Origin of the sequence: Sorangium sp. So ce119 (genome assembly GCF_051524405.1) — a bacterium.
GTDB classification, from domain to species: Bacteria; Myxococcota_A; Polyangia; order Polyangiales; family Polyangiaceae; genus Sorangium; species Sorangium cellulosum_G.
This window is the reverse complement of sequence record NZ_CP150310.1, coordinates 5,004,924-5,027,692: the sequence shown is the minus strand read 5'-3', so window position 1 is coordinate 5,027,692 and position 22,769 is coordinate 5,004,924. Positions and strand designations below refer to the sequence as shown.

Here is a 22,769-nt window from a genome sequence, read left to right as displayed (position 1 = left end):
AAAGCCCATGAGTTGCCTCGGTTTTCCTCGAGACAGGCGCTCGAGATGCTGGAGGTGTGTGGTTGTGTTCGTTTCCGGCGGTGACGAAAACCGTCACTTCGGGGCATCGGGCGGTGACGATTCTCGTCAGGATCCCTCCGACTCGTCGTCGGTCTCCCCGTCGGCGGCGAGGGCGTGCTTGGCGAGGCGGTAGCGCAGCGACCGGAACGAGACGCCGAGCAGCTTCGCGGCCGCCTTGCGGACGCCGCCGGTGCGCTCGAGCGCCTGGAGGATGAGCCGGCGCTCGACCTCGCCGATCACCTCGTCGAGCATGCACCCGCCGGGCGGCAGCTCCGCGAGCAGCGGGGCCGGGCTCGCGCTGAGCCCGGCGACGGCGGCCGGGAGGTCGCCGAGGCCGATCGAGGGCCCCCCGGCGAGCGCCACCGCGCGCTCCATCATGTTCTCGAGCTCGCGCACATTGCCCGGGAACGCGTAGCCGTCGAGCGCGCGCACGGCGTCCGTCGTCAGGCCGCGGACGTCCTTGCCCAGCTCGGCGGCGAAGCGGCGCAGGAAGCGCTCGGCGAGCCGCGAGATGTCCCCGGGGCGCTCGCGCAGCGGCGGCAGCTCGATGCGGATGACGTTGAGCCGGTAGTAGAGGTCCTGCCGGAACCGGCCCTCGCGGACCTCCGTCTCCACGTTCCGGTTGGTCGCGGCGAGCACCCGGACGTCGACCGCGATCTCAGCGGCGGCGCCGACCGGGCGCACCTTCCGCTCCTGGAGCACGCGGAGCAGCTTCACCTGCAGCGCGGCCGGGAGCTCCCCGATCTCGTCGAGGAGCAGCGTCCCGCCGTCGGCCTCCCGGAACAGCCCCATCGAGCGCGCGCCCGCGCCCGTGAACGAGCCCTTCTCGTGGCCGAACAGCTCGCTCTCCATGAGCGCCTCGGGCAACGCCCCACAGTTGACGACAAGGAACGGCTTCGCCGCGCGGTCGCTCTGGTCGTGGATCGCGCGGGCGACGCGCTCCTTGCCGGTCCCGCTCTCGCCCGTGAGCAGCACGGTCGTGCGCGTCGGCGCGATCTTGGCGATGAGCTCCGAGATCCGCTGCATCGCCGGGCTCGTCCCGAGCGGCTCGCGCGACGGCAGGTCGAGCCGCTCGAGCTGCGCGCGCAGCCGCTGGTTCTCGGCGACGATCGAGCTCTTCTCGAGCGCCTTCGCGGCGAGCGCGGTGAGCTCCGCCGGCGAGAACGGCTTCGTCACGAAGTCGTAGGCGCCGTGGCGCATGGCGTCGAGCGCGCTATCCACGGTGGAGTGCGCGGTCATCACGATCACCTCGGTCGCGCCGCTCCGCGCCTTCGCGGCCCGCAGCACGTCGATGCCCGAGCCGTCGGGCATCACGAGATCGGTGAGGATCAGCGGGAACGGCTGCGGGTTCTGCCGGATCGCCTCGAGGGCGGCGCGCGCGCCGGGCGCGATCACGACCTCGTAGCCCTGGCGGCGGAAGGCGATGGTGAGCACCTGACGCAGGCCCGGTTCGTCATCGACGACCAGCACCCGGGTGGCGTTCGGCGGGATGCTCGGCGGGATCGACGCCATCACGCCAGCCACACTATCACGACCCCCTGCGCGCGCGTCACGGCGGGCGCCGCGCGCAGCGCGCTGTGTCGTCGCGCGCAGCGCGCCGCGTCGTCGCTTCGCTCACGCCCGCTGGCGCTCGAGGCGCCTCGCGCCGCGGCCTTCAGGGGCAGGCGTTGTTCACGACGCCGAGCGGCGTGCGCTCCTCGACGACGAAGCGCTGCGCCTCGCTGTCCTTGTCGCTGCTGCCCTCTTCCTGCAGCTCCTGCCAGACGAGGAGCGTGTCGCAGAGCTCGGCCTCGATCTCGACATGGTACCGGCCGTTCCCGTCGCTGTCGTCCTCGATCACACCCCGCTGCGTCCGCTCGTTGAAGACGCTGACGCGCGCCCCGGGGGTGCAGTTGCCCGAGATCTGCCACACCCCCTCCGCGTCCGCGGAGGGCCGCATCGTGTCGGCCGGCTCGGGCGGGGGCAGCGGCAAGGTCGGGCTCAGGCACGCTGCACCGGCGAGCAGCGAGGTCGCGAGGGCGAAAGCGAAGTGAAGCGCAGCGCGGCGGAGAGTCGGCACGGCACGAGGTGATAGCACACCGTGTGCCGCCCTCTCTCTGCCCGCGAGCGCCGCGAAGCGCCGGAATTCCTCGCCGTCGGGCCGCCACCCGGCGGCCCGACCGTCAATTCTGTTGGCGCTCGCGCCCGTCGGTTTGCAGCACGCGCAGGGCGACGCGCCGCTTCGCCGTCACCGCGCCGAGGTCGCCCGCCAGCGGGGGCGCGGCGCCGCGCTCGTCCTCGTCGAGCACCTCGCCCACCAGATCGTAGTCGCTCGCCTGCGTGATGCGGACCCGACACATCTCTCCCGGACGGACCTCGCCGCCGGAGAGGTAGACCTGCCCGTCGATCTCGGGCGCCTGGCCGGCGTGGCGGCCCATGAGCACGTACTCGTGCTCGTCGCTCGTCCCCTCGACGAGCACCTCGAGCTCGCGGCCGATCATCGCGGCGCTCTTCTTGTGGGAGATGCGCCGCTGGAGCGCCATGAGGCGGCGGTAGCGGCTCGCGGCCGTGCGCGCGGGGACCTTGCCCTCGAGCGCGTGGCTGCGGCTCGTCTCCTCGTCGGAGTAGCGGAAGACGCCGACCCGCTCGAACTCGGCCCAGCGCACGAAGTCGCAGAGCTCCTCGAACTCGGCGTCGGTCTCGCCCGGGTGGCCGACGATGAACGCGGTGCGGAACGTGAGGTCGGGGACGCGCTCGCGCAGCGTGGAGACGACCCGCCGGAGGCGCTCGCCGCCGTGGCCGCGCCGCATCCGGCGCAGCATCGCGTCGGCGGCGTGCTGGAGCGGCATGTCCACGTACGGCACGACCCGCGGGTGGCCGGCGAGCAGCTCGACGAGGTCGTCGGTCATCGTCTCGGGGTAGAGATAGAAGATCCGCACCCAGCGCACGCCCGGCACGTCGGCGACGCGCTGGACGAGCTCCGCGAGCGTCGAGCGCGCCTCGCCGGGCCCGCGGCCCGCGGCGTCGCGGCCGTAGGCGATCGTGTCCTGCGAGATGAGGTTGATCTCGCGGACGCCCGCCGCCGCGAGCTGCTCCACCTCGCGCACCACGTCCGCGATCGGGCGCGAGCGCTGCGCGCCGCGCAGATCCGGGATCACGCAGAACGAGCAGGTGCGGTTGCAGCCCTCGGCGATCTTCACGTACGCGCTGCCGCCGGGGGTCGAGAGGGTGCGCGGATCGGCCGAGCGGATCAGCCACTCGGCGGGGTTGCCGACGAGCATCCGCTCCGCGTCGCCCGCGAGCACCTGTCCGAGCTTGAGCATGTCGCTCGAGCCGAGGAAGTGATCGACCTCGGGCATCTCGCGGGCGAGCTCCTCGGGGTGGCGCTGCGAGAGGCAGCCGGAGACAACCAGCCGCTTGCAGCTGCCGTGCTCCTTGTGCTGCGCCATCTCGAAGATGGCGTCGATCGACTCCTTCTTCGCCTCGCCGATGAAGCCGCAGGTGTTGACGACGATCACCTCGGCGTCGGCGGCGTCGTCGACGTGCGCGTAGCCTGCGGCGCGGGCGACGCCGAGCATCACCTCGGAGTCGACGCGGTTCTTGGGGCACCCGAGGCTGACGAAATGGACCTTGCGCGAGCTCATTGAGTTGCTGCTTCCTCGCTGTCGACGAAGACGACCCGGCCCGCGGCCAGCGTCATCTTGACGCGCCCCGTGAGCTGTCGGCCCAGGAGCGGCGTGTTCTTGCTCTTCGAGCGCAGGCGCGCCGGGTCGAGCACGAAGCTCAGGTTCGGGTCCACGAGGCAGAGCTCGGCGCGGGCGCCGGCCTTGATCGTGGGCGCCTCCAGCCGCGCGACGCGGGCGGGGGCGCGGGTGAGCGCGTCGACGAGCCGCCCGAGGGGGAGGGCGCCCTGGCGCACGAGGTCGAGCAGGACCGGGACGACGAGCTCGAGGCCGATGAGGCCGGGCGACGCCTCGGCGAACTCGCAGTCCTTCTCGAGCGTGGAGTGGGGCGCGTGGTCGGTGGCGATCGCGTCGATGGTGCCGTCCGCGAGCGCCTCGCGGAGCGCGTCGACGTCCGCCTGCTCGCGCAGGGGCGGGTTGACCTTGCACGCCGTGTCGTAGCCGATCACGGCGGCGTCGGTGAGCGTCAGGTGGTGCGGCGTCACCTCGGCGGTCACGGCGATGCCGCGGGCCTTCGCCTCGCGGAGGATGCGGACCGCGCCGAGCGACGAGACGTGCGCCACGTGGTAGCGCGCCCCTGTGGCCTCGGCGAGCAGCACGTCGCGCGCGACGATGATGTCCTCCGCCACGCGGGGCCAGCCCCGGAGGCCGAGCCGCGTCGAGATGGCGCCCTCGTGCATCTGCGCCCCCTCGGTGAGCGCGTGATCCTCGGCGTGCTGGATGACCGGGAGGTCGAACGTCTTCGCGTACTCGAGCGCGCGGCGCATCACCGCGCTCGACGTCACGCAGCGCCCGTCGTCGGACACCGCGACCGCGCCGGCCTCCTTGAGGTCGGCCATCTCGGTGAGCTCCGCGCCCTTCTGGCCGATGGTGATCGCGCCGATCGGGTGGAGCGCGGGCCCGCCGATCGCGCGGGCCCGCGCGACCATGGCCTCGGTGATGGATCGGGTGTCGTTGACCGGCCGCGTGTTCGGCATCGCGCACACGTGCGCGAACCCGCCGGCGGCCGCGGCGGCCAGCCCGGAGGCGATGTCTTCCTTGTACTCCTGCCCGGGCTCGCGGAGGTGGGCGTGGAGATCGACGAACGCGGGGAGGAGCAGGAGCCCGTCTCCCTGGATGATCTCGGCCCGGGCGGCGCGCCGCAGATCGTCGGTCGCCGCGCCGCGACCGACCCGGGTGATGACGCCGTCCTCGATGACGATGTCGACCACCTCGTCGAGCTGATGGGCCGGGTCGACGGCGCGCACGCCGACAAGGAGAAGGAGAGGGGGAGTTGAGCCGATGGCCGCCATGGGAGCGCGCTCCCCCTAGCACATGCGCTTCACGTCGTGCACCGCCGCGGGTCAGCGGGGCAAGGAGGTATGGAGAATGATGGCCGGGAGGCGGCTGCGGGCTCGACGCGGACCGGCCACAGAGGAGACCGCTGCCGGGTCGGCGGGCGAAGACCGGGGACGAGGACGGCAGCGGAGGGGAAGGAGGGGGACGAGGGCGACGAACGGCGACGGAAGAAAAACGCTCGGGGCGTGACGCGGAGCTTGACGAACCGCGAGGGGGCGAGGTAGTGATGCGCTCCCGCTCGCGAAGCTGGCGGAATTGGCAGACGCGCTGGATTCAGGTTCCAGTGGGGTAACTCCCGTGGAGGTTCAAGTCCTCTGCTTCGCACCAAGCGATCGCCTCGCTCTTCTTTAGCCACTGTAGTGGCTCTTTCTCTGCTTGCCTTTGTCGGCGTTTCCTGTGATCGCAGCGCCTCCCGTCCGGGGGGCGCCGCGACGGCGGCTCCCGGCTCGAGCGAACCGGCGTCCCAGGTTGCGACCCCTGCATCGAGCGCCTCGGTCGAGCCCGCGGCGGCGACCGCGCCAGCCGAGCTCGAGCCCCCGCGCGGGGCCGGCGTGCAGGAGTTCGTTTCCCTCGCCACCCTCGCGGATTGCAAGGTCAAGACGGGGGACATAGCGACGTACATCCTGCGCGAGGGGATGGGCATCGCCGGGCGCGCCGACGGCACGTTCGGCGCCGTGTGGCTCGTCGACCTCAAGGGAGGGGAGGCGCAGATCGCGTTCGCCGGCTTCGACAGCGACGCCCGGCAGATCGCCCGGGCGAGGGCGATCTCGATCACGCGCGAGCCGGGGCTCCGGCTCTTCTCCGCGGGGGAGACGTGGACGGTCACGTGGTTCGACGCCGAGGGGCTCGCGTACGCCCGGCCCCGCTGGGAGACGAACCCGCCCGCGGAGACCCTGCGCGTCGGCGCCATCGGCAGGGACGTCAGCGATCACGTCGCCCTCGCGCCCGCTCCGGGCGGCGCCCTGGTGGCGGCGGCGCCCTTCGGGGCCGAGCGCACCAAGCTCGGGGTGTTCCAGTTCGCGCCGGTCGATCCTGCGCAGCCGCAGCTCAAGGCGGTCGGGGTCACGCGCCACACCAGGAAGCCGCGCTGGCCGGCGGTCGCCGTCGACGCTTCCGGCAGCTACCTCGTCGCGTGGCACGACGAGGACGACGGGAGCATCCGGGCCTCGCGGTTCGACGCGTCCGGCAGGGAAGGGAGCACCCACCTCGTCGCGAAGCCCCAGGGCAGCGACCGCTCGGCCGTCGCGACTCAGGAGACGCCGGACAGGGACCAGCGGCTCGGGCTCGTGGCCACCGGCGGCGCCGGGGCGATCCTTGTCTGGAGCGAGGGCCCCACGCTGATCGCCCGCGCGCTGGACGCCGAGGCGCGGCCGCGCGGGGCGCCCTGGGTGATCGGCAAGGGCAAGTGGCGCGCGCTCGCCCCGGGCAAGGACGGAGCGCTCGTCGCGTGGGTCGGCCACGACGGCAAGGCCGATGGGCAGACGCTCCTCGTCAAGCTGGGCGCCGACGGAGCGCCGTCTGCCCGGGGGATCCGGGTGTCGGATGGGGTGAATCCCGTAAAGGATCCTCCTAGCGTGGCCATCGCTGGCGAGCGCGTGGGCGTCGCATGGACGGAGGCGATGAGCCCCGGTGTGAGCACGAAGCGCGCAGTCCTGCGGGTGATCGAGCGCGCCTGTATCCCCTGAGCCCGGCGCGACGGCAGGCCCGCGTATGGCGGGCGTAACGCGGACTCCGGCGCTAGGATGAGGGACGTGAGCCACGCATTCGGCCCGAGTCAGTCACCGCCGAACCGCGATGCGAACGAGCCGGCAGAGGCGCTCCGAGATGCGCGGGCGGACATCCTGCCCTGCGAAGGCGAGCTGCCTGTCAGCGCACCCCCCTGCGACCAGGCGGCGCGCGCGGCTGTCGCGCCCGCAGCGGCGTCGTCGGGCGGCGCTTCCACGCAGCTTCCGTTCATCCAGGACCCCTACCTCACCCCGCCGCTCCCGCCGGAGCGGCGGCAGCTCTCGACGCTGGCGGTGAGCTCGGTCGTGGCAGCCCTCTTCGGTCCGCTCGGGGCCGTCGCCGCGATCGTCTTCGGCTGGGCGGCCCGCCGCGAGATCGAGCGCGCCCCCGGCGCCCGCAGGGGATATGCGCTCGCCAGCGTGGGGCTCTCGCTCGGCGTGCTCCTCACGCTCTGCTGGAGCTCCGCGATCGGCTTCGGCGTGTGGGCGTGGACGACGTACAGCGGCGGCGAGACCGCCTCGGCCGTCGGCGAGGGGGAGACCTCGCCGGAGCCGGCGAGCGCCGCGTCCCCGGCGGCGCCGCTGCCGGACGCGCCTCCTCCGGCGGCTGCGCAGCCCAGCGGCAGCGTCCCACAGCACACGACCCACCGGCGCGTCGGAGGGCTCTCCATCGTCGATATCGGCGTCGACATCTCCACGCTCAGCGAGGAGCTCGCCAGGCAGCGCGCGGAGGCGCACGCCCGCGGCGAGAAGGTCCTCGTGATGACGACGAGCGATCCGTGCGAGCCGTGCCGCGGGGTCGATCGGGCGCTCAGCGACCCGCTGATGCAGACCGCGCTCCGGAGCGTGCGGCTCGTGCGCGTGGACATCGACGTCTTCAAGGAGGACCTCGATCAGATCAAGATGCCGCGGCGGCTCTACCCCGGCTTCTTCCTGCTCTCGCCCGATCTCACGCCGCAGGACGGGATCAACGGCGGCGAGTGGGACGACGACATCGCGCGCAACATCGCGCCTGTTCTCGGGGCGTTCGTGCGAGGCCAGTACACGACCCGCCGCCAGCCGTGGCACCCGCTGCCCGGCTCGGGCATGCGGCTCTGACCGACCTCGCGCGCGCCGCCCGGCCTTCCGTGCGCTGAACAGGGTAAGCTCGTCCCGTGAAGCGCTTCGTCCAGCTCGCCCTCTTCGTCGTCTGTGTCGCGTTCAGCGCCTCGGCGGCCTACAACGTCTTCTCCGACAACGCCGGCGTCGAGCGCGCGGCCGCGCTCGTGGCGTGCGGCGAGGACGCCGCCGCGGGCGCGCCGGAGGGGCGCAGCGCGAGCGACGGCTGCAGAGCGCGGATGACCCGCCTGGAGCGGACGCCGTTCGGACAGACGTTCGAGTTCACCACGGCGAAGCGCACGGTGGATGTCAGGTGCGAGCGGGCGCTCGTGCTCGCCGGCGAGTACCGCTGCAAGCTCCGGTGATCGGCGACGGCGGAGCGCCCCGTCGCCGAGGACCGCGCGCAGGATTGCGCGACGCAACAGGGTCTTTCCGCGCGGAAGTTACGCTATGGTGGGCGGCCGTGACGAACCCGGAAGCGCGCCTGCCTCGCTCGAGCAGCCCCGACGCCCGGCGTGCCGCCGCGCGCGCCGCGTGCGTGCTCGCGGTGGCCGCGCTCTGGGCGTGGCCGGCGTCGGCCGCGCAGGCGCCGCTCGACGCGCCGGTGGCCGCGCCCGCGTCGCCCGGCGCCGCGCCGGCATCGCAGGGCAGGGCGCCGAACCCCGCCCCGTCGCCCGAGGCGGAGGAGAAGCGGCGCCGCATCGAGCGCGCCACCGCGCTGCACGACCAGGCGCAGGGGCTCTACCAGCACGGCGAGTACCGCGCGGCGATCGCGAAGCTCGAGGCCGCGGTGGAGCTCGATCCCGAGGGGAAAGAGCTCATCTACAACCTGGCCGTGATCCACGAGAGGCTGGGCGAGATCGACAGGGCCGAGCACTATTACGTTCGCTACCTCGCGATGGAGACGCTCCCGAAGGAGCGCGAGCAGGTCATGGCGGTCCTCAAGCGGCTGAAGGGGGCGAAGCGGGAGCTCGCCAGCGCGAAGCCGTCGCCGGCGGCGCCCCCGTCCCCCGCCGGGATCGCCGCGCCGCTGCCGCTCCTGCCGCGCGTGTCGCTCCTGCCGCGGCGCTCCGTCGTCGCGGCGAACCCGGGGCCTCCCACGCCCTGGCTCTTCATCAGCGGCGGCATCGCCGCCGGGTCCCTCGTCGTCGGCGGCGTGTTCGCCGCGCTCGCCGTGGCGCGCGATCCCAGCCCCCGCGAGCGCACGGGCGACGGCCTCTCCGTCGCCGATCTGCAGGCCGACGCGAGCGCCGCCCACCGCTACGCCGTCGTCGCGGACGTGGCCGTGCTGGTCGCCGGGCTCTCCGGGGCCGCGGCGCTCTACCTGTACCTCTCGCCGCGCGCCCCCGCGGCGCGATCGGGCGCCTCTCGCCCGGCCTCGACCGCTCGCGCGCTCTCCCCCGTCCCGGGTCGCGGCGAGGGCCCGCCGTCGCGCGGCGCGCGCCCAGGGGAAGCGGCGCCGGAGGTCAGCTTGTCGCTGGGCGCAGACGGCGCCCGGCTCCTGGTGCAGTTCTGATGGGCCCCGGCGCCGCGGGGCGGCGGCTTCACCGGCTGCTCGCGGCGCTCCCGGCGCTCGCGGCGCTCGGCGTCGGGTGCGAGCTCCTCGTCGACGGCGAGCTGGACGCCGTGCTCTGCTCCGAGGAGGGCGCGATCGGGCCCCCGGCGTGCCCCGAGCGCGCCCTCTGCCGGGACGGCGCCTGCGTCGAGATGCTCGGCGAGCGCGCGCTGGGCGCGCCCTGCGCGGCGCACAGCGACTGCGGAGCGCTCGACTTCTGCCTCGATCCCGCCAGGTTCGGCGGCGAGGGGCCGAGCGTCTGCGCGCGCGCCTGCTGCAATTCCAGCGACTGCGATCCCGTCCGCGACGCGGTCTGCTGGGTCCCCGACCAGGGCGGCGGCGGTCTCTGCCGGGTCGGCCGGGACGTCGGCCGGCCGGAGGTGGGGACGGGGCGCACCGGCGATGCGTGCGCCGCGCCTGGTGACTGTCGTTCAGGCATGTGCGTCAACAGCGCCTGCGTCGACACCTGTTGCTCGGACACCAACTGCGCGTCGCCAGCGGTATGCCGCCTGACGACAGGCCTCGTCTCGGCCGGGACGGCCTGGGCGTGCCGGCAGCGCGGGGCGGGCAGCCGCGGCTACTTCGAGGAGTGCGAGGAGCACGCGGACTGCTCCTCCGGGCTCTGTGCCACGCTCGAGGGGATCGGCGACCGGTGCACGATCCCGTGCTGCGCATCGGACATGTGCCCGGCGTCGCCCGGCGACGTGATGCAGATCGTCGGCTGCGCCGAGGTCGGCCTCCGCGAAGGCTCGACCGTCCGGGCCTGCACCAAGCTGCTCGACGAACACAGCTTCTCGGCCGTCGGTGTTCCGTGCACCACGGATGATGCGTGTCGTGGCGGCATTTGCGTCAGGGATCCTGGAGAAAGTCAGGGATTCTGTAGCGATGTCTGTTGCGGCGAGGCGTCGTGCGGCGACATCGCGCGCTTCGGCTGTCGCCCTCACGGGACCGATTCGTCGTGGGCCTTGCGGTGTGAGCCCAAGTAACGGACGATCTCCCCCATCGCGGTGGTAGCTCCTACAGCGGACGGCCAGTTCCCAGCCAGCGCACCCGGGCCAACGGGCGAGCCCAGCCGGGCCATGGCGCTGATTTGCCCGCGATGTCACCACCTTGCGTCGGTCGCTCTGGACGCGAGGAGCTCGTCCAGCGTGCCACCGCCCCCCGCCAGCGAGGGCGGCTCCCGGGCTGCCGCGGGCGCGCGGCTGCCGCGCTGCCCGCACGACGGGCTGGCCCTCGTGAGCCGCGAGGTGCTCGCCGAGGCCGAGGGAGATCCGTTCCTCGGGCTCACGATCGCGGACCGGTTCGTGATCGTCGGCAAGCTCGGCGCCGGCTCGATGGGCACGGTCTACCGCGCCCGCCAGGAGGCGATGGGCCGCGACGTCGCCATCAAGATCCTGCGATCGGACCGGGCCTTCGACGCGCAGGCGAAGGCGCGGTTCACGCGCGAGGCGCGCGCGATGAGCCTCCTCCGCTCGCCGCACACGGTCACCGTCTTCGATTTCGGCGAGATCGTGGACGACTCGTCGGACCCGACCTTCGGCCGCGGTCGCTCCGCGGAGCAGAGCTCACCCGACGGGGCGACGTGGAGCAGCGGCTCCCTCTACCTCGCGATGGAGCTCCTCGAGGGCGAGTCGCTCGGCCAGCGGCTCAAGCGGCTGCGGCGGCTGCGCGTCGGCGACGCCGTCCGCTTCGCGCGCCACGCGCTCCTGTCGCTGGCCGAGGCGCACGACAAGGGGATCATCCACCGGGACCTGAAGCCGGACAACCTGTTCCTGGCCAGGCCGCCGGCGGGCGAGCACGAGGAGATCTGCAAGGTGCTCGACTTCGGCATCGCGAAGGTGATGACCGGCGCCGAGCGGCCGGTCGACGCCCTCGAGACCCAGGCCGGCACCGTGTTCGGTACGCCGCGGTACATGTCGCCGGAGCAGGCGCAGGGCAGGGCGCTCGACGCGCGGAGCGATCTCTACTCGCTCGGCGTGCTGCTCTATCAGATGCTCGCCGGGCGGCCGCCGTTCATCGACGACGACGCCGTCGTCGTGATGGCGAGGCACATCAAGACCGCGCCCGTGCCGGCGATCGAGGCGGCGCCGGAAGCCGGGATCCCGCCGTCGCTGTCGCAGCTCCTCCAGCGCGCGCTCGCCAAGCGACCCGAGGACCGGCCGCGGAGCGCGCAGGAGTTCATCGCGGAGCTCGATCGCGCGATGGACGAGGCGAGGCCGAGCCTGAGCCGCGAGCGCTCGAGCCGCCCTCCGCCGACCGAGGTCGGCGCGACGAGCGAGCTGCTCGCGGTCGTGGGCGACGGCGCGGACGCCTCGCACACGCCGAGCACGCTGCGCCCCGCGCCGCGGCGGCGCGCCTCGCGCGTGGTCGTCGGGACGGTCGCGCTGTCCCTGATCGTGACGGCGTTCGCCGTGCGCGAGCTCCGCCGCCCTGCCGGCGACGGCGTGCGCAGGCTCGAGAAGGGCGTGGCGCACGAGGCGAGGGCGCTCGCGGACGCGGTCGCGAGCGACGCCCCGCCGCGCGCCGTCGAGCCCGCGGTGACAGCGCCGCCGCCCGCGGTGGCAGCGCCGCCGCCCGCGGCGACAGCGGCGCCCGCGTCGCCGAGCCCCGCGAGCGCGGCCAGCGCCGCCGAGCCGACGGGCGCCGCCTCCGCGCCGACGCCGAAGCGAAGGCCGCCGCAGTCGCGCAAGCCGTACGTGAAATTCGACTGATGGCGGCACGCGCGCAGCCTCGCTGCGCGCGCCGCACGCGAGCGCCGGAGGCCCGCTCTCCCGCGAGGCTCGCCGCGAAAAGAGCGGCGGCGACCGATGGCGAATTGCGCCGAGAGTCGCTGTACGAAGCAGAGACGAACGTGTAACTTCGCCGCGCACCGATGGATCCCCGGGAGATGGAAACGCTCATCCAGCGCCTCGTCACGAATCCGCATGACGGGGAAGCCCTGGCGTATGCGCACCGAGCCGGGGAGCAGGACCCACGTTCGTACGCGATGCTGCTCGAGCGCGTCGGCAGCTCCACCGCAGATCCGTCGTACGCGGCGCACTGGCTCAGCGAGGCCGCCAACGTGTGGTCGACCACGATCGGCGACGCGCACCACGCCGCGCGCACGCTCATGATCGCCATCGACAAGGACCCGACGCAGCGGACGGCCGCGGAGCGGTTGGCGCAGCTCTACCGCGAGAAGGGCGATCAGAAGGCGCTCGCCGCGCTGCTGGAGCGGCTCGTGAAGGCGCTCACGCCGCTGCTCTTCGAGCGGCCCGAGGTGCGCGCGCAGCTCACGACCCTGCACGAGGAGCTCGGCAGGCTGTGGAGCGAGCCGCCGCTCTCGCGGCCGGAGCGCTCCCTCGAGAACTGGCGCCGCCTCGCGGAGCTCGATCCGCACAACGTCTACGCCATCTACGCCGCGCGCGAGATGCTGAAGGCGCAGCAGCAGTACGCCGAGGCGATCCCTTACTTCGCGATGGAGCAGGCGCTCGTCGACGACCCGGAGCGGCGGCTCGCCCTGCTGCGCGACGAGGCCGACATCCGGCGCCGCGCCGGCGATCTCGCGGGCTCCACGGTGGCGCTGCGGAACGCGCGCGCGTTCCTGCCGCACGACGTCGGGCTGATCCAGGCGCTCGGCGTCGCCATCGTCGATCGCATCGAGGCCGGCGAGCCGGTGCCCGAGCCGGAGCGCGACGAGGCCGCGGAGCTCTTCGTCGCGCTCGCGGAGACGTACGACGGGGAGTATGGCTACTCGTACTCGGTGTACGCGCTCCGCGCGGCGCCCGGGCACGATCGCGCGATGCAGCTCGCCGATCACTACGCGAAGCAGCTCGGCCGCACCGCCGAGCTCCGCCCGCGCTACGTCGCTTACCTCCAGGTCAACCCGAACGGGTTCATGGCCGCCGAGGCGCGCAAGCGGGCGTCCGTGCTGCCGCCGCCGCCGCGGCTACCGTCGGTGCCGCCGCCCGTCAGCGCGATCGCCGCGTCTTCGCGCGCGGCGTCGGCGCCGCCCGCCGCGGGCGCGGCGCCCTCTTACCCGCCGTCCCCGGCCTCCAGCGTCCCTGCGCCGGTGGCCGCGGCGATCGCCGCTGAGCCCGCGATCGCCGCGTTCGCGCCAGCCGCGCCGCTCGCCCCCACGCCGGCCGCGCCTGCGCCGCTCTCGAGCGCCGCAGCGCCGAGCTCCCGCCCGGCGCCGGGCGCGCCCGGCTCCACGCCGGCCCCCGGGGCCCTCGGCGGCTCGGCCCTCGCAGACGCTCCCCCGCCCCTGGACGACGAGCAGCAGGCCGAGCTCCGCAGGCCGCAGCCGCTCGCCAGGCTCCGCGAGGTGCTCACGGCCGATCCGGCCAACCCGGACGCGCTCGCGCAGGTCGAGGAGCAGCTCCGCCAGAAGCGCAGCTTCGCCGAGCTGCGGGACGTCTTGCTCGCGGCCGCGCGCGTCCCCACGGCGCCCGTCGAGCGCAGGACGGCGCAGCTCCGCGAGGTCGCGGGGCTGTGCGAGTCGCAGCTCCGCGACGTCGACACGGCGGTGCAGGCCTGGAGGCTGCTCTCCGAGCTCGATCCCGCCGACGCGCAGGCCCAGGCCGAGCTGCGGCGGCTGCTCGAGCGGAGCGCGCGCTGGGACGACCTCGCCGCGCTGCTCGAGCAGGAGGCCGCGGCCACGCCCGACGTCGCGCAGAAGATCGAGATCGAGAAGAAGCTCGTCTCGCTCCACGAGCAGAAGCGCCGCGATCCGATCGCGGCCGCGGAGGCGTGGGTCCGCGTCGCGGCCCTGTCGCCCGAGGACGGCACGGCGATCCAGGCCGCCGTCAAGCTCTTCGAGCGGGGCGAGCGGTTCGACCTCGCGGCGCAGGTCCTCGCCGACGCGGCCTCTCGCTTCCAGGACAAGCTCACCCGCGCGCCGCTCCTCCAGAAGCTCGGCGAGCTCCGGATGCGGCTCGGCGAGCCGGGCGCCGCGGGCGACGCGTTCAGCCAGGTGGCCGAGCTCGTGCGGCAGCCGAAGCTGTGGGAGCACGCGGAGAAGGCCTACGTCGCCGCGGGGCGGCTCGTCGAGGCGGCGAGGGCGCTCTGCGAGCGGGCGCTGCTCGTCGACCGCAAGGCGCGCCCCGTGCTCTTCGTCCAGGCCGCGGAGCTGCTCCTCGGCGCGGGCGACGTCGAGGGCGCGCTCGACCGGGTCGCGCGCGCGCTCGAGCTCGACCCGGCGGGCGACGCCGCCGCCCCCGCGATCGAGGACCTCTACCGGCGCACCCACCGGCTGCCCGAGCTCGCGCGGTTCCTGCTGGCCCGCGCCGAGCAGCTCGGCGACCGCGCGCAGCGCGTCGCGGCGCGGCGGGAGGCGGCCACGGTGCAGCGCGAGCTCGGCGATCGCGACGGCGAGCGCGCGACGCTCTCGCTCCTGCTCTCCGACGGCGACGACGCCGAGGCGCTCGCGCGGCTCGCCGAGGACGCCAGCGAGCGCGGCGATCACCAGCTCGGCGCGGAGCTCCTGCGGCGGCTCAGCGCGCTCACGGACAGCAACCCCGGCAAGATCTCGATCGCCATGCGCGAGGCGCGCATGCTCGCGGAGGGCTCCGGCGACATCGACGCGGCGATCGCCCGCTACGAGGCGATCGTCGCCGACCTCGATCCGCAGAACCGGAACGCGCTCCGGGCGATCGCCGCCCTCGAGGAGCAGCGCGGCAACCTGAGGGGCGCCGCCGGCGCGCTCGAGCGCGAGCTCGCGCTCGTGGACGGCCCCGAGCAGCTCGACATCGCGCAGCGGCTCGCGGCCCTCTACGAGGGGCCGCTCGACGATCCGCACGGCGCCGTCAGGGCGCTCGAGGTCGTCCACGCCGCCGAGCCCGACGACCTCGACGCGGTCGCCCGGCTCCAGCGGCTCGCCGAGCGGCTGAACGACTGGCCGAAGGTCGCGCGCCTCATGGCGCTCCTGATCGAGGTGGAGGGCGACGAGGACGAGGCGGCGACGATGACCCGCCGCCTCGCCGAGATCCTGGACCAGGCGCTCGGCAGGAGCGACGAGGCGATGTCCCTCCTCGAGAAGCTCGCCGATCAGGGCGACGAGGCGTGCCGGGAGGCGTACGTCGCGCTCGGCGACCGGCTCGGCTGGAAGGGCGTCGTCGCGACCAAGCTGGTCGCCTGGAACGAGTCGATCGCGCGCGCCGGGCGCGACGTCGCCCTGCGCGGCGCGTTCGAGCGCTTCGTGGAGGTCGGCCGCCACCGCGACGCGGCGCGCGTCGCGATGGAGCTCGCGCGCTCGCGCTCTGCCGACGCCGCCCTCGGGGAGAAGCTCGAGGCGATCGCGGTGGAGCTCCAGGATCGCGAGGCCCTCTCCGTCGCGCACGACCTCCTCGCGCGGGATCTCGCGGGCCCGGCGCGCGCGGTCGAGCTCGTGCGGCAGGCCGAGGTCCGGGTCTCCGTGGGCGTCGATCCCCTGGAGGCCGTCCACCACGGCGAGGGCGCGCTGGCGAGCGTGCCGACCGCCGAGGTCGAGCCGCTGCTCGTGCGCCTCGCGGCGCTGGCCGACGCCCCGAGCCTCATCATCGACCTGTTCGAGCGCCAGGTGGGCCGGTGCCGCACCCCGGCCGATCGCCTCGCGGCGCTCGCCCGCGCCGCCGAGATCGCCTGCGAGCGCGGCGCCATCGACCGGGCGCGGAGCTTCTTCGAGCTGGCGCTCGGCGGCGGCGTCCAGGAGGACACGATCGCCACCCTCGAGCGGGTGGCGAGGGACGGCGACGAGCGGTCCGGCTCGACCGCGCTGCGCTCGATCCTCGCCGAGGCGCTCGCGGCGGGCGGCCACGGCTCGCGCGACGGCGGCCGCACCCGGGCTGCGCTGCTCCGCCGCGCAGCCGCGATCGCCCACCAGGATCTCGGCGACGTCGACCGCGCCTTCAGCTGGCTCGGCGACGCCGTGCTCGCGCACGTGGACGACGCCTCGCTCGACGCGCTCGAGGCCCTCGGGCGCGAGGTGGGCGATCCGCACCGCGTGGGCGCGACGTTGAACCGCGCGCTGGACGAGGTGTTCGACGGCCCGCTCGTGCGCAAGCTCCTCCAGCGGCGGTCCAGGCTGCGGCGCGACGTGCTCGGCGACCGGCAGGGCGCCGCCGCGGATCTGAAGAAGCTCCACGATCTGGCGCCGTCGGACCAGGACGTGATGAACGAGCTCTCCGGCCTCCTGCAGGAGCTCGGCGATCACCGCGGCATGATCCAGCTCTACGAGGACCAGATCCTGCGCGGCCGCGACCCGGCGCAGCGGGCGGAGCTCGCGCGCAAGGTGGCGCGCATCTGGGAGGAGGAGCTCGGCGAGGCGCGCGAGGCGGCGGACGCCTGGCGCCGCGTCCTCCGCATGAAGGCGGGGGATCCGGACGCGACCGCGGGGATCGAGCGGGCGAAAGCCGGCAACCTCAAGCGCACCCCGCCGCCGCCCGTGCTGCCGACAAGGCCGCCGGGCCCGTCGCTGACCGAGCCGCCGCTCGCGCCCCGGGTGCCCAGCCTCGAGACGCTCGGCGCGGAGGCCGCCGTGACGGCGGCGGCCGCTGGCGCTGTCGCGGCCGTGGCGGCGAACGGCCACGCGGGCCCCGGGATGGATGCCGCTGCCGAGGCGCTGCCGGAGGAGCCCGCCGGGCTCGCCGAGGCGTCGGCGCCGCAGCCCGAGCCGCAGCAGGCCGAGGCAACCCACGGCAACGCGTCGTACGATGCCGCCGGGGCCGACGCGAGCGGGGCCGACGCGAGCGGGGCCGACGCGAGCGTCGGCGCTGTCGGCGTGGCGCTGGAGTCCGGGCAGGAACTCGCCCCCGAGGGCGCCGGGCTCGTTGAGCCGGCCGAGCTCGCCGGTGAGGAGGCCGCCCCAGCACAGCCCTCGGACTTCGATGGCCACGCGCCGCAGCAGGCGGCTGTCGGGGACTTCGCGCTTCCGCTGACGGTCGACCCGCCTGCGGTGCCGCCGCTGCCTCTCTCCGACGAGGTCGACGTCGACGCGGAAGAGGTGGAGTTCCTCGACGACGAACCCGGTGCTCCCTAGTCGCATCGATCGGGCGGAGACGCCGCGTGCCGGGGAGATCGTGAGTCACGGAGGCACAGGAGGAGATATGCCCTCTCTGATCCTCCCCCCGGCGCTCCGTCCGGGCGACACCATCGCCGTCATCGCCCCCTCCAGCCCGTTCGAGCCTGTCCTCGCGTGGGTCGGGCTCATCTGGCTCGCCCAGCGCTACCGCGTGCTCTTCGACACGGGCGGTGGTCCTCCGCTCGCCGGCGACTCCCGCGGCGGCGGGGCGCCGTCGCTGTCGGCGCCTTCCAGCCGTGGGCTGTTCGCGCGGACCGGCTACCTTGCCGGCAACGACGCGCGCAGGAGGGACGAGCTCGTCCACGCCCTCTCGCACCCCGACGTGCGCGCCATCTTCGCGGCCCGCGGCGGCTACGGCGCGAACCGGTTCGTCCACCGGCTCGACTGGAGCATCCTCGCCAGGCACCCTCGCTGGATCGTCGGCTTCTCCGACATCACCGCCCTCCACGTCGAGGCCGCGCGCGCCGGCGTCGCGTCGCTCCACGGCCCCCACGTCACCGCGCTCGGCCGCGGCGACGCCCGCGCCCGCGCCGCGCTGATCCGCGCCCTCGAGGATCCGCTCGGTGAGCGCCGCTTCGACGGCCTGAGCACGCTGCGCGCCGGCGCCGCGGAGGGGCCGCTCTTCGGCGGCAACCTGGCCCTGCTCCACGCCTGCGCCGCGGCCGGCCGCCTCCGGGTGCCGGAGGGGTGCGTCCTCCTGCTCGAGGACGTCACCGAGCGTCCGTACCGCATCGATCGCATGCTCTCGACGCTGGAGGTCGGCGGCCACCTCGCCCCGGCCGCGGCCGTGGTCCTCGGCGACTTCGAGCAATGCGACCCGGGTCCCGACGGCGTCACGGTGGACGAGGTCCTCCGCGACAGGCTGCTCCCGCTGGGCGTCCCCGTCGTCGCAGGGCTGCCGATCGGCCATGGCCTCCGCAACGAGCCCGCCATCCTCGGCGGCTGCGCGCGTGTCTTCTCGTGCGGCCCCGACGCCGTGGTCACGCTCGCGGGCGCCTGAGCACCCGGTCGCCACGCCCGCGCCGCGCGGTCACCCCGGCCGCGCGCTCACGCGCTCACGCGCTCACGCGCTCACGCGCTCACGCGATCACGCGATCACCAGAAGATGCCTCTTCGCTCCTTCAGCCCGCGGTTCAGCATCGACTGGATGCGACCCTTCACGAGCGAGACCTTCTCCTGGATCACCGCGTCGTCGTCGTCCGGGTCCCCGCGAAACGTCATCGGCTCGCCGAAATAGATCCGGTATTTGGTCGGCAGCGGGAGCTGACCGCCGGGGAGCAGGAGCTGCGGGATGACGGGGAACGTCGGCATCCCGAGCGCCTTCGAGACCGACTCGAGGTTGCCGAGCGAGATGTACTGCTCCTCGCCCCCGATGACGGCGATGGGCACGATGGGCGTGTCGGTCTCGAGCGCGAGCCGCATGAACCCGAGCCCGAAATCGAGGAGCTGGTAGCGGCTGGAGAACCCCTTCGAGATCCCGCGCGTCCCTTCCGGGAACACCAGGATCGCGGCGCCCATGTCGAGCAGCCGCCGCGCGTTCTCGGGCACGCCGACCACCTGGCCCACGCGCGAGAAGAACGTCGCCACGAACGGCAGCGTCTGCGTCCACTTCTCGACCATGCTCCGCATCACGCGCGGCGGCTCCGCGTCGAGGAAGAGCGAGGCCGCGATGAGCAATCCGTCGAACGGGAGCTGGCCGGAGTGGTTGGCGACCAGCAGCACCCGGCCGGTCGGGACGCGATCGATCCCGAACACCTCGGTCCGGAAATAGAAGCGATGAAAGAACGCGGCGACCCCGATCGCGTACTTCGCCCACTCCCGGTCGAGCCCGAACGGGTCGACGCCGTCGGCCGCCTGCGGGAGCGCGACCCGGCGCAGCCGGTCCTCGAAGTCCTGACCGAGCAGCCGGATCGTGGCGTCGTCGAGGGTGCCGCGCACGCCGTCGACCCCGAGGCGCGCGAGCGGCAGCGCGGTGTGGGTGGCGAAGTGGCTCAGCCTGGCGAGCGTGGTTTTGCCGCCCATGGGCGCGGGACGATAGCAAAACTCGCGTGCGCCTGCACCGCAGGAAGGGCTTGACCATCGGCCGCCTCGAAGCGACCGTCGACCCGATGAGCGAACGAACGCCCGGTCGAGGCCGCCGCCCCGGCGCAGACTCCGATCCGTCCCTCCGGCCCATCCTCATCACGGGCATCTGCGGCCGCCTCGGACGGCGTCTCGCGCGGCGGCTGCACCGCGACCAGCGCGTGATCGGCGTCGACAGGCGCAGCTTCGACGGGCGTCCCAAGGACATCGAGCATCACCAGATCGACATCCGCCGCAAGAAGACCCAGGACATCTTCCGCCAGGAGCAGCTCGCCGCGGTCGTCCACCTCGGGGTCATGCACGATCCGCGGGTGAGCCAGATGGAGCACCACAGCTGGAACCTCGCGGGCTTCCAGCGGCTGCTCGAGTTCGTGGCGCAGTACGACGTGCCCAAGCTCATCGTGCTGTCGAGCGCCAACGCCTACGGCCCGCGCCCGGACAACGCGCAGTTCCTCACCGAGGACGCGCCGCTGCTCGGCGGCGCGTCGTTCAGCGAGATCCGCGACCTCATCGAGGTCGACATGCTGGCGCAGTCGTTCTTCTGGAAGCACCCGCAGACCGAGACGGTCATCCTCAGGCCGGTCCACATCCTCGGCTCCGTGCGGAACGCGCCGTCGAACTACCTCCGGCTCAACGTGATCCCGACGCTCCTCGGCTTCGATCCGATGGTGCAGGTCATCCACCAGGACGACGTCGTCTCCGCGATCGTCGCGGCGCTCCGGCCCGGCGTGCGCGGGATCTTCAACCTCGCGGGGCCGCCGCCGCTGCCGCTCTCGCGCGTCATCGAGATGACGGGGCGGACGCGCGCGACGATCCCCCACTTCGTCATGCAGACCATCATCCCGCGGCTGTGGCGCTTCAGGGCGACGTCGTTCCCGGCCCCCGAGCTCGATCACATCCGCTACGTGTGCATGGTCGACGACCGGCGGGCGCGCGAGATCCTCGGCTACACGCACGGGCACGACATCCAGGAGACCGTGCAGGCGGTCGACGACATCACCTGAGGCGCGCGCCATGAAACGATCGACCCGGATCGCGCGGCTCGTCGACTACTACGAGGACTTCGCGCCCGAGTATGTCTCCACCTGGAAGGACATCCAGCACTACGAGAAGCCCGTCCGCGCCTTCCTGCGCGAGGTCGTCTCGGAGGGAGCGCGCGTGCTCGACGCCGGCTGCGGCCCGGGCCACCTGACCCGCGAGCTCCCGCCGTCCGTCGACGTCGTGGGCTTCGACATCGCCGAGGGCATGCTCCAGATCGCCCGCAAGAAGCGGCCCCACGGCGCCTACCACCGGCACGACTACCACCTGCCGATCCCGCGCTCGTGGGGGCGTTTCGACGTCGCCCTCGCGCTCGGCACGCTGGAGTTCTGCGACGATCTCGCGCTCGTCCTCGCGAACCTCGCCGGCGCGATGCGGCCCGGAGGCCGGATGCTGGTGAGCATCGTCGAGCGGAGGCCGCACGTCAGGTTGCACGAGCGCGCCGCGCGACCGCTCTCCCACGTCGATCTCACGGGCGTGAGCATGTATCTTTACACCTTCGCCGAGCAGACGGACGCCATCCAGCGCGCGGGCCTGCTCCCGCGCAGCTACCGGCTCCACCCGGGCTGGCACCACGCCGAGTACGACGTCGACGTGCTGTACGCGCTCTGGGATCTCGAGGCCCCGCGCAGCAGCGATTGATGCGCCGAGGACGGCGCGCGAGCCTTTCCGCGCCGCGCCGTCCGGGGTAGAGGTGAGCGACGGTTCGATGGAAGTGAAGCTCGGGGGCACCTTCCTGACCTGCGCGATGGGTCCGTTGCACCACGCGGGCACGTGCATCCAGGGCAGCAGGGTGCCGGAGGGGCTCCGCGAGCTCGCGCCCGAGGGGCTCCTCGGCGGCTTCCAGCGCGGCATCGATCAGGCGGCGAAGCTCGCCGGCGTCCGCAGGGAGGACGTCGAGCGCCTGCTCCCGATGAGCGAGGTGCGCGACGCGATCGAGCGGCTCGGCGAGAGCCAGACCGAGGCCGTCGTCGCCTGGGACGTGTACGCGGGGCGCATCGGCGGGCTGCTCGAGGGCGTCGCGGAGGTGACCAACCACGGGCAGGCCCCCGACGTGAGCGAGTGCCTCGAGCGGCTCGCGAACAAGGTCCGGCGCGACCCCCCGTTCGCGGAGCCGCTCCAGATGCTCGCCGACGACGTCGCGCACTGGCACGCGATGATCGGCCGCTGCCGCAAGCTGCTCGACGAGAGCGGCGGCGGCGCGCTCGCCAAGGCGTACCGCCGCCGGCAGCTCCGCAAGATCGCCACGATCGCGGCCTCGGCCCTCGTCATCGTCGCGGCGCTGTCGGTGATCGTGCGCGTGCAGACCGCGCGCGCGCGGGTCGACGCGGCGCTCGCGCGCCCCGAGGTGTGCGCCGTCCGCGACATCGCGCAGGACGATCTGGGCCGCGCGACGGGCGAGCAGCAGCGGCGCGCGGCCGCGCGGGCCGAGGCGTGCGCCGCGATCGAGGCGCGCGAGGCGCGCGAGCGCGAGGAGCGGCAGCGCGCCGAGGAGAAGGCGCGCGAGGAGCAGCGGCTGCGCGCGGAGCGCGACGAGCGGTGCGCCGCGCTCGCCGTGCGGTTCAAGGCCGGGGCGTTCTCCGACGACGACGGCAAGCTCGCCGGCGTGCAGGGCGATCTGCTCCGGCGGATCGCGGGGCGGCGGCTCACCGCCGCCGACGTCGGGCCGAGCGGCCCCGCCTTGCCGTGCGACGGCGCGCGCGGCGGCGACGAGCTCCGCGCGGCGTTCGTGGAGGCGCTGATCGCCTCGGCGTGGGCGTGGGTGCCGTCCGCCGATCCCGGCCCGAGGCTCGGCGAGCTGCTCGCGGCGCGCCGCGCGGAGCTGCCGCCGCGCGCGCGCACGATGCTCTCGGTCCGCACCGCGCAAGAGACCAAGCGCGCCATCGTCTCGGGGGATCCGGCCGCGCTCGGGCGGGCGTCGCGCCTGTGCGCGCTCACGGCCGCGCTAGAGATCGCGAGCGGCCCCGCCTGCGGCGCCCTGGCGAGGCTGAACGTCAAGCCGTCGCCCTAGCGACGCAGCACATCCGCGGTCGCCCATCGGGACGCCGCGCGTCGGCGATCGCCGACCGGGACCGCCCGCGCGCGGCGCAGGGCGCGCAGCGACGGGCGTCGCGGGCGCGGCGAGAGCGAGGGATCTTCTGGTGTGGGCTGGTTCGAGCGGGATCGACCCGCGG

Annotated in this window: 16 protein-coding genes and 1 tRNA gene; 12 read left to right on the top strand and 5 right to left on the bottom strand. The window is 74.0% G+C overall.

Features of this window, described 5'->3' with window-relative positions; all coding sequences use genetic code 11:
- Positions 1-126: 126 nt before the first annotated feature.
- The 4 genes from WME76_RS18855 to WME76_RS18840 form a co-directional block, all read right to left on the bottom strand.
- On the bottom strand, positions 127-1,572 hold the full coding sequence (locus WME76_RS18855; RefSeq protein WP_437961473.1) for a sigma-54-dependent transcriptional regulator: 1,446 nt from the start codon (positions 1,570-1,572) through the stop codon (positions 127-129).
- A 142-nt stretch (positions 1,573-1,714) separates the two neighbouring features.
- Positions 1,715-2,119, bottom strand: a complete 405-nt coding sequence (locus WME76_RS18850; RefSeq protein WP_437961472.1) for a hypothetical protein — start codon at positions 2,117-2,119, stop codon at positions 1,715-1,717.
- A 103-nt stretch (positions 2,120-2,222) separates the two neighbouring features.
- Positions 2,223-3,683, bottom strand: a complete 1,461-nt coding sequence (gene rimO / locus WME76_RS18845; RefSeq protein WP_437961471.1) for a 30S ribosomal protein S12 methylthiotransferase RimO — start codon at positions 3,681-3,683, stop codon at positions 2,223-2,225.
- Positions 3,680-5,014, bottom strand: a complete 1,335-nt coding sequence (locus WME76_RS18840) for a dihydroorotase (protein WP_437961470.1) — start codon at positions 5,012-5,014, stop codon at positions 3,680-3,682. Before WME76_RS18840 ends, rimO begins: the two co-directional genes overlap by 4 nt.
- Positions 5,015-5,300: 286 nt before the next feature.
- Here WME76_RS18840 and WME76_RS18835 point away from each other — a divergent pair.
- The 9 genes from WME76_RS18835 to WME76_RS18795 all read left to right on the top strand — a co-directional run bounded on the left by WME76_RS18835 (position 5,301) and on the right by WME76_RS18795 (position 18,475).
- A tRNA-Leu gene (locus tag WME76_RS18835) sits at positions 5,301-5,387 on the top strand.
- 224 nt (positions 5,388-5,611) lie between these two features.
- Positions 5,612-6,745, top strand: coding sequence for a hypothetical protein (locus WME76_RS18830; RefSeq protein ID WP_437961469.1), 1,134 nt, complete (start codon positions 5,612-5,614; stop codon positions 6,743-6,745).
- Positions 6,746-6,811: 66 nt separating this feature from the next.
- A complete protein-coding gene (locus WME76_RS18825) occupies positions 6,812-7,882 on the top strand; it encodes a DUF4190 domain-containing protein (RefSeq protein WP_437961468.1) in 1,071 nt (356 codons plus the stop codon).
- Between the two features lie 56 nt (positions 7,883-7,938).
- Complete coding sequence (locus tag WME76_RS18820; RefSeq protein ID WP_437961467.1) at positions 7,939-8,247, top strand: hypothetical protein; 309 nt, start codon at positions 7,939-7,941, stop codon at positions 8,245-8,247.
- Positions 8,248-8,345: 98 nt separating this feature from the next.
- Entirely contained in the window at positions 8,346-9,398 is a 1,053-nt protein-coding gene (locus tag WME76_RS18815) for a tetratricopeptide repeat protein (protein ID WP_437961466.1), read from the top strand.
- Positions 9,398-10,423, top strand: coding sequence for a hypothetical protein (locus tag WME76_RS18810; protein WP_437961465.1), 1,026 nt, complete (start codon positions 9,398-9,400; stop codon positions 10,421-10,423). Before WME76_RS18815 ends, WME76_RS18810 begins: the two co-directional genes overlap by 1 nt.
- 162 nt (positions 10,424-10,585) lie before the next feature.
- Positions 10,586-12,148, top strand: coding sequence for a serine/threonine-protein kinase (locus WME76_RS18805; protein ID WP_437961464.1), 1,563 nt, complete (start codon positions 10,586-10,588; stop codon positions 12,146-12,148).
- 176 nt (positions 12,149-12,324) lie between these two features.
- Positions 12,325-17,433: a hypothetical protein gene (locus WME76_RS18800; RefSeq protein WP_437961463.1), complete on the top strand. Its 5,109-nt coding sequence runs from the start codon at positions 12,325-12,327 to the stop codon at positions 17,431-17,433.
- Between the two features lie 67 nt (positions 17,434-17,500).
- Positions 17,501-18,475, top strand: coding sequence for a S66 peptidase family protein (locus tag WME76_RS18795; protein WP_437961462.1), 975 nt, complete (start codon positions 17,501-17,503; stop codon positions 18,473-18,475).
- A gap of 95 nt (positions 18,476-18,570) precedes the next feature.
- On the opposite strand, the gene WME76_RS18790 is transcribed toward WME76_RS18795, so the two are convergent.
- Positions 18,571-19,497 carry a lysophospholipid acyltransferase family protein gene (locus WME76_RS18790; protein WP_437961461.1) on the bottom strand — a complete coding sequence of 309 codons (927 nt, stop codon included), beginning with the start codon at positions 19,495-19,497 and terminating at the stop codon, positions 18,571-18,573.
- 86 nt (positions 19,498-19,583) lie between these two features.
- Between WME76_RS18790 and WME76_RS18785 the strand changes: the two genes are divergently transcribed.
- The 3 genes from WME76_RS18785 (at position 19,584) to WME76_RS18775 (ending at position 22,606) form a co-directional block, all read left to right on the top strand.
- Positions 19,584-20,561: an NAD-dependent epimerase/dehydratase family protein gene (locus WME76_RS18785; protein WP_433937513.1), complete on the top strand. Its 978-nt coding sequence runs from the start codon at positions 19,584-19,586 to the stop codon at positions 20,559-20,561.
- A gap of 10 nt (positions 20,562-20,571) precedes the next feature.
- On the top strand, positions 20,572-21,237 hold the full coding sequence (locus tag WME76_RS18780; RefSeq protein ID WP_437961460.1) for a class I SAM-dependent DNA methyltransferase: 666 nt from the start codon (positions 20,572-20,574) through the stop codon (positions 21,235-21,237).
- Positions 21,238-21,304: 67 nt separating this feature from the next.
- Positions 21,305-22,606 carry a hypothetical protein gene (locus tag WME76_RS18775; protein ID WP_437961459.1) on the top strand — a complete coding sequence of 434 codons (1,302 nt, stop codon included), beginning with the start codon at positions 21,305-21,307 and terminating at the stop codon, positions 22,604-22,606.
- Positions 22,607-22,769: the final 163 nt, after the last annotated feature.